The organism is Petrotoga halophila DSM 16923, from assembly GCF_002924615.1.
Map to the genome: position 1 here is coordinate 1 of NZ_JALY01000073.1, position 5,793 is coordinate 5,793.

A 5,793-nucleotide genomic window follows, 5' to 3' on the forward strand; every position below is an offset into this window, starting at 1 on the left:
TCTTCCTCCAAGGGCTACAACGATTCTATCAAGTATTTCAGATTTTTTAATCAGATATTTGTCTTTCTCAGGAATTTGTAAAGTAGAACCTAATGAACCTGCACCCCTTGGAATTATAGTAATCTTATAAACAGGGTCGGTATTAGGCAATAAATACCCTAAAATAGCATGTCCCAGTTCATGATACGATAAAATTTTCTTTTCCTTATCGGATATTATCCTATACTTTTTGGATGGACCAGTTAATACTCTATCAATAGCCTCCTCAAAATCACTCATTTCGACTTGGTTTTTTTTCTTCCTTGAGGCTATTAGAGCCGCTTCGTTAACTAGGTTTTCTAAATCTGCTCCTACGAAGCCCGGTGTCCTTTTAGCCAACAATTTTAAATCAACATCTTGGGCTATTTTCTTTTTACGCGTATGTATCTTTAAAATTTCTTCTCTTCCTTTTACATCTGGAGGACCCACCATTATTTTTTTATCAAACCTACCAGGTCTAAGTAATGCTTTATCAAGAACATCGGGTCTATTGCTAGCAGCCATTACAACAACCCCTGTCGAAGTGTCAAAACCATCGAGTTCCACCAACAAGGCGTTAAGAGTTTGTTCTCTCTCATCGTTACCACCACCTAGGCCAGCTCCTCTTTGTCTACCTACTGCGTCTAATTCATCAATAAATATTATCGCAGGAGCATTTTCTTTAGCTGTTTTAAAAAGGTCTCTAACTCGGGATGCACCAACCCCTACAAAAAGTTCAACAAAATCTGAACCACTTGCATAATAAAAGGGTACATCTGCTTCTCCAGCTATTGCCCTTGCCGTCAAAGTTTTACCTGTTCCCGGAGGGCCTACCAACAATGTTCCTTTAGGCATTCTTGCACCCAATTCTTGATATTCTTGAGGATTTTTCAAAAATTTTACAATGTCCTCTACTTCTTCCAAAACTTCATCGATTCCTGCCACATCCTTAAATGTAACTTTTTCACCGATGGGTTCATACTTTTTTGCCCCACTTTTTCCAAAGTTCATGCTACTTCTAGCACCTGAGGAGGCCGATCGATACAACCAAAAAAAGAACAACACCATTACTATTATTGGGATTATGTTTATCAATAAACCAAACCACCACTTTGATCCAACACTTTCGACATACTCTATCTTTATACCTTTTTGAATTAAACTATTGACGTACTGTTTATCGTTTACCAAAGCTGGGGAAAAAGATTCATAAGTAGAACCATCTTTGCCAAGTATTTCCACGTTTCCATTTTGATTTATTTTTATGGATTCCACCTGGCCGTTATTGATCAAACTCAACATTTCTGAATAGGATATCATAGGGTTATTTTCCCAATTCAAAGAAATGAGAGCTCCAACAAAAATAACGGCAAATATTATATAAACCCAAATTATGTTGGAAAACCTTACTTTCTTTTTTTCTTCTTTGGTATTTTTATTTTCTTTATCATTTCTATTTTCTTTATCGTTTTTATTTTCAGACATTTATTTACCTCCTCACAGATGTTAACCTGTACACATTTAATCCAAAATACTGTACTTTTTCAACGTTTTCATCTTTCTCCAATTTTTCAAAAATCTCATTTTTATTTTCACATTTTCTTTGATTTAAAAAACTCTCAATTTCATGCTGATTCATCGGATGTCTTTTTATTATACTTAAGATAGCTTCCAAATCATCTTTTATCGAGCTGTAAAAATCTTTTTCTTCTAAAAAATCAAGGGATATACCTCCTAAGATATTTTGAGCCAATTCAATTTTTTCTTTTTCTGGTACTGTTACCCAATCTTCCGCAGGAGGTCTCATTGGTAAATTAATATATAATCTATCATAACTTATTTTATTAAATATTTCTTTGATTTTCCTTAAAGATTCTTCATCATCATTTAGTCCTTTTACCATCATAAATTCCATCCAGATTTTACCTTTAAAGTTTTTAGAAAAACTTATCAATCCATCCATGTAAGAATCAAAAGATATACTTTTATGAGGCCTATTTATTCTTTTAAACGTTCTTTGATCGTAAGCATCCAGCGTTGGCATTACAAGATCACTTTCATTTAATTCTTCCCTTATTTTTTCTACAGAAAGTAGAGCTCCATTTGTAATTACAGCAACAGGTTTATCAACATAAGTTTTTATTGATTTTATTAGTTCCTCAATTTTAGAGTATAATAATGGTTCACCTTCACCAACTATGGTTACAAAATCAAACTGGGATACATCGTTTTTAACATAAGCATCAAACTCTTCCAAAATATCTTGTAAATTAAAAAATTCTTGTCTTTGGTTTGTCATGTTGCTCGTTCTTCCCAACTGACAGTATACACAAGAAAAATTACAAGTCTTTGGAGGTATTGGGCTTATTCCTAGGGATCTTCCCAATCTTCGAGAAGGTACAGGACCGTATAAGTATTGAAAATTCATACGACACCTCGAATCTATTTTTTCTCTTTTTTTACTCATTTAAATTATATCAAAAAACACCTTTTAAATAAAAATGATAGTGAAACATACTAAAGAAAAAGAAATGAGGAAAAAAGTATCTTTTATTTCCCAATTAAATTGCTTAAATCTTGTTCTCCCTTCCCAACCATTGTATCCTCTTGCTTCCATAGCAATACTCAAATCTTCAGCCCTTCTCAGAGCAGATACCAACAAAGGAATAATTATAGATATAGCCCCTCTAATCCTTCCAGAAAATTTTCTATCATCGAAGTTCGCCCCGCGGCTTAATTGTGCCTTCATTATACGATCTGCTTCATTTGCAATCACAGGGATAAATCTTATAGCTATCGTCATTACCATCGATATTTCATGAGCAAATCTTTTCGGTACAAAAAACCATCTCAAAACATCCTCAAGAGCATGAGCTAAAGAGGTAGGAGAAGTAGTTAACGTGAGAACAGAAGATAACAAAACTGCAAATAGTATTCTGAAGGTAATTATAGCAGCATTAAATAAACCGGTATCTGTTATTCTGATAAACCCGATCTTAAAAAGTGTATTCCCTCCTATTGTAAATAATTGAATTACAAAGGCAAAGATAACTATAAACCATATTGATTTTAAGGATTTCATATAATACTTCAAACTTAGTTTAGATGACAGCATCAAAATCAAAGTATACGAAGACATAATTAAAACATCATAAAAGCTGTTTATAGAAAAAGCAAATCCCGCTAAAACGAACAACCCTAAAAGCTTACCCCTTGGGTCCAGTGAATGCATCAACGAGTCTAATTCAACGTATCTTCCCAAGGCAACATTATCCAAAAGCATTTAAATACTCCTTTTATCAATTATTTTTCTAATTCTCAGCAATCAATATTTTAACATAATTCAAGAATTATTATATTATTTGTGAGAAAAGATTGTGTGGTTTTTTTAAAATATTAATAAACAGAATGGCTGATTTTTATTAAGTTTTGATTAAGTGTTTGGGGGAAAACATGGTATAATTATTGTAATATGCAATGACCCCATAAGGAGAGTCAAATGAAAAAATCCTTAGCAAATAGAAGTGTGAAGTACCTAATCATACTTTTGTTGATTTTAATAATATGTATAATAATTGTTTTTTTAGTTTCTAAATCCTCAAACTATAAAAAGCAGATCATTTTTTTTGAAGAGTACTTAAAAAATAACTATACTTTGGACGATGCAACGACCAGAGAATTCGTCAAAGTCTTTGAAATATTATATAACGAATTTCCCTACGTAACTGAATATGTTTATCCGATCGAATTACTAGCAATTGGAATAGTAGAAACGAATTTTGAAAACGTAAAAGGAGATAGTGGGGAAAGTTTGGGATATTTTCAGATTCAAGCTCCTACTTATTGGTATTTAAAACATAATTACCCTGAATTTTATCAAAGAATCAATTTCTTTGAATCTTGGTATTGGGATATCGTAAAAGAAAGACCTGATGTTCAATTAATGACTTCTATCTTATACTTATACGATATCAAATTACGTTACGGGGAAGAAGATGCCTATAGTATTTACAATGGCGGTTCAGAAACATATAAAGACAAAATATTATTAAGACTTAATATCTTAGAAAATGAGTTAAAAAAATTTAACAGGAGGTAAACATGCAGATATCGGAGCCGCTTATTTCAAAACCAATTTTTAGTGAAAAAATTTGGGGAAATAATGAATTGAACAGAATTTTCAACTATGAAAAAACACAACCATTAGGGGAAGTCTGGTTATATTCGCCTCTAGATGGGTACGAAACCGTTTTGTATGGGAAAAATAGCCAAAGAGAATATGGAAAAGTAAGTGAACTTTTTCCAAAATTTCCTTTGCTTTTAAAATTAATCGCAACCTCATCCTGGCTTTCCATACAATTACACCCCGATGATACAATGGCTAAACAATTAGAAAACGAACCATGGGGAAAATCAGAAGCTTGGTACTTTCTTAAAGATAAGGGACAAATTAAAGTTTCAAATAATAACAAATATATTTTGCAAACTTTTGATAACAATCGATGGGATGAAGTACTAGAAAGTTATGAAATGAACAAATTCGATTCCATCTTTATACCTGCAGGAACTGTTCACACCTTAGGTCCTAACAGCCTTTTACTGGAAATACAACAAAGCTCAGATTTAACTTATAGATTATACGACTGGGGAAGACCTCGAGAAATCCATATTGATAAATCTAAAAAAGTTCTTAACAACATTCACACCAGTTACTCTATTTCAAGGAAGACCGAAGGTTTATGTACTAAATATTTTAGCTTTTCCAGATTTGCCAACCAAAATAAAAAAGGGTTTGGCGTATATGTTAACTTAAAAAGCTATGAAACAATAGTACTTCCAGAAGAATTAAATTATAATTTTCAAGGTGAATTTGTGGAATTTAAATTAAACGAAAATGGCTGGAAATCACTTTTATAATTTCATAATCAAAAATTATAAAATAATTTAAAATTTTTACATTCCATTTCTTTTTCGACTTATTTTGTCTGATATAATTGAATAAACATAAAATCTTAGGAGGTATCCTGATGAATAAAACTATCAATGAAGATGTGTCAATCGTCTTATCCGGTGAAGCGGGTCAAGGGATTCAAACGATAGAAGGATTGTTAACATTTATTCTCAAAAGGGAAGGTTATTACGTATTTGCCACAAAAGAGTACATGTCTAGGATTAGAGGTGGAAGTAATTCAACTGAAATAAGGGTAAGCTCTAAACCTGTGAAAAGTTACGTCGACAAAATAGATATACTTATACCTCTCACGAAAAGTTCGGTTGAGCATCTAGGAGACAGAGTGACTGAAGATACTCTGATCATAGCAGATAATAATTTTTTAAAATTAGAAAATAAAAACCTTTTCAACGTCCCCATCCTTTCTATTGCGAAAGAAATAGGTAACGAAATATATGCAAATATAGTTGCTGTTGGTGTAATTTTGGGTCTTTTCAAAACAAACATAAAGACTATAGAAGAGTATCTAAAAGAAAGATTTGGAGATAAGGGAGAAAAAATTGTTTCAGATAACATAAAAGCAGCTTCAGAAGGTTACAAATTGGGTAAAGACTTTTCTGAAAGTGGGGAGATAAAAATAGAGATCTCCGCAAATGAAAATTTAAAAGACGATCTATTAATTAGTGGAACCGATGCGGTATCTCTAGGAGCGTTAGCTGGCAATTGCGATTCGATTTTTGCATATCCAATGACACCTGGATCAGGAGTTCTCGTTGATTTAGATAACTTTTCAAAACATTTCGATCTTATAGTCGCACATGATG

6 protein-coding genes are annotated in these 5,793 nt (G+C 32.4%); 3 read left to right on the top strand and 3 right to left on the bottom strand.

Translation table 11 applies throughout. From position 1 onward, the window contains the following. From ftsH to AA81_RS03355, 3 genes are all read right to left on the bottom strand, one after another. A partial coding sequence (ftsH, locus tag AA81_RS03345; RefSeq protein WP_103898194.1) for an ATP-dependent zinc metalloprotease FtsH occupies positions 1-1,503 on the bottom strand: 1,503 nt, incomplete at its 3' end. 4 nt (positions 1,504-1,507) lie between these two features. Continuing rightward, positions 1,508-2,446: a radical SAM protein gene (locus AA81_RS03350; protein WP_103898195.1), complete on the bottom strand. Its 939-nt coding sequence runs from the start codon at positions 2,444-2,446 to the stop codon at positions 1,508-1,510. A 63-nt stretch (positions 2,447-2,509) separates the two neighbouring features. Next, entirely contained in the window at positions 2,510-3,301 is a 792-nt protein-coding gene (locus AA81_RS03355; protein WP_103898196.1) for an energy-coupling factor transporter transmembrane component T family protein, read from the bottom strand. 216 nt (positions 3,302-3,517) lie between these two features. Between AA81_RS03355 and AA81_RS03360 the strand changes: the two genes are divergently transcribed. From AA81_RS03360 to AA81_RS03370, 3 genes are all read left to right on the top strand, one after another. Further along, positions 3,518-4,117: a hypothetical protein gene (locus tag AA81_RS03360; RefSeq protein ID WP_103898197.1), complete on the top strand. Its 600-nt coding sequence runs from the start codon at positions 3,518-3,520 to the stop codon at positions 4,115-4,117. Between the two features lie 2 nt (positions 4,118-4,119). Then, positions 4,120-4,935, top strand: coding sequence for a type I phosphomannose isomerase catalytic subunit (locus AA81_RS03365; protein ID WP_103898198.1), 816 nt, complete (start codon positions 4,120-4,122; stop codon positions 4,933-4,935). Positions 4,936-5,045: 110 nt separating this feature from the next. Then, a partial coding sequence (locus AA81_RS03370) for a 2-oxoacid:acceptor oxidoreductase family protein (RefSeq protein WP_211292643.1) occupies positions 5,046-5,793 on the top strand: 748 nt, incomplete at its 3' end.

Bases quoted from the DNA above. Each gene is read 5' to 3' on its own strand.
- AA81_RS03360 (WP_103898197.1), top strand. From the start codon at position 3,518: ATGAAAAAATCCTTAGCAAATAGAAGTGTGAAGTACCTAATCATACTT.
- AA81_RS03365 (WP_103898198.1), top strand. From the start codon at position 4,120: ATGCAGATATCGGAGCCGCTTATTTCAAAACCAATTTTTAGTGAAAAA.
- AA81_RS03350 (WP_103898195.1), bottom strand. From the start codon at position 2,446: ATGAATTTTCAATACTTATACGGTCCTGTACCTTCTCGAAGATTGGGA.
- AA81_RS03355 (WP_103898196.1), bottom strand. From the start codon at position 3,301: ATGCTTTTGGATAATGTTGCCTTGGGAAGATACGTTGAATTAGACTCG.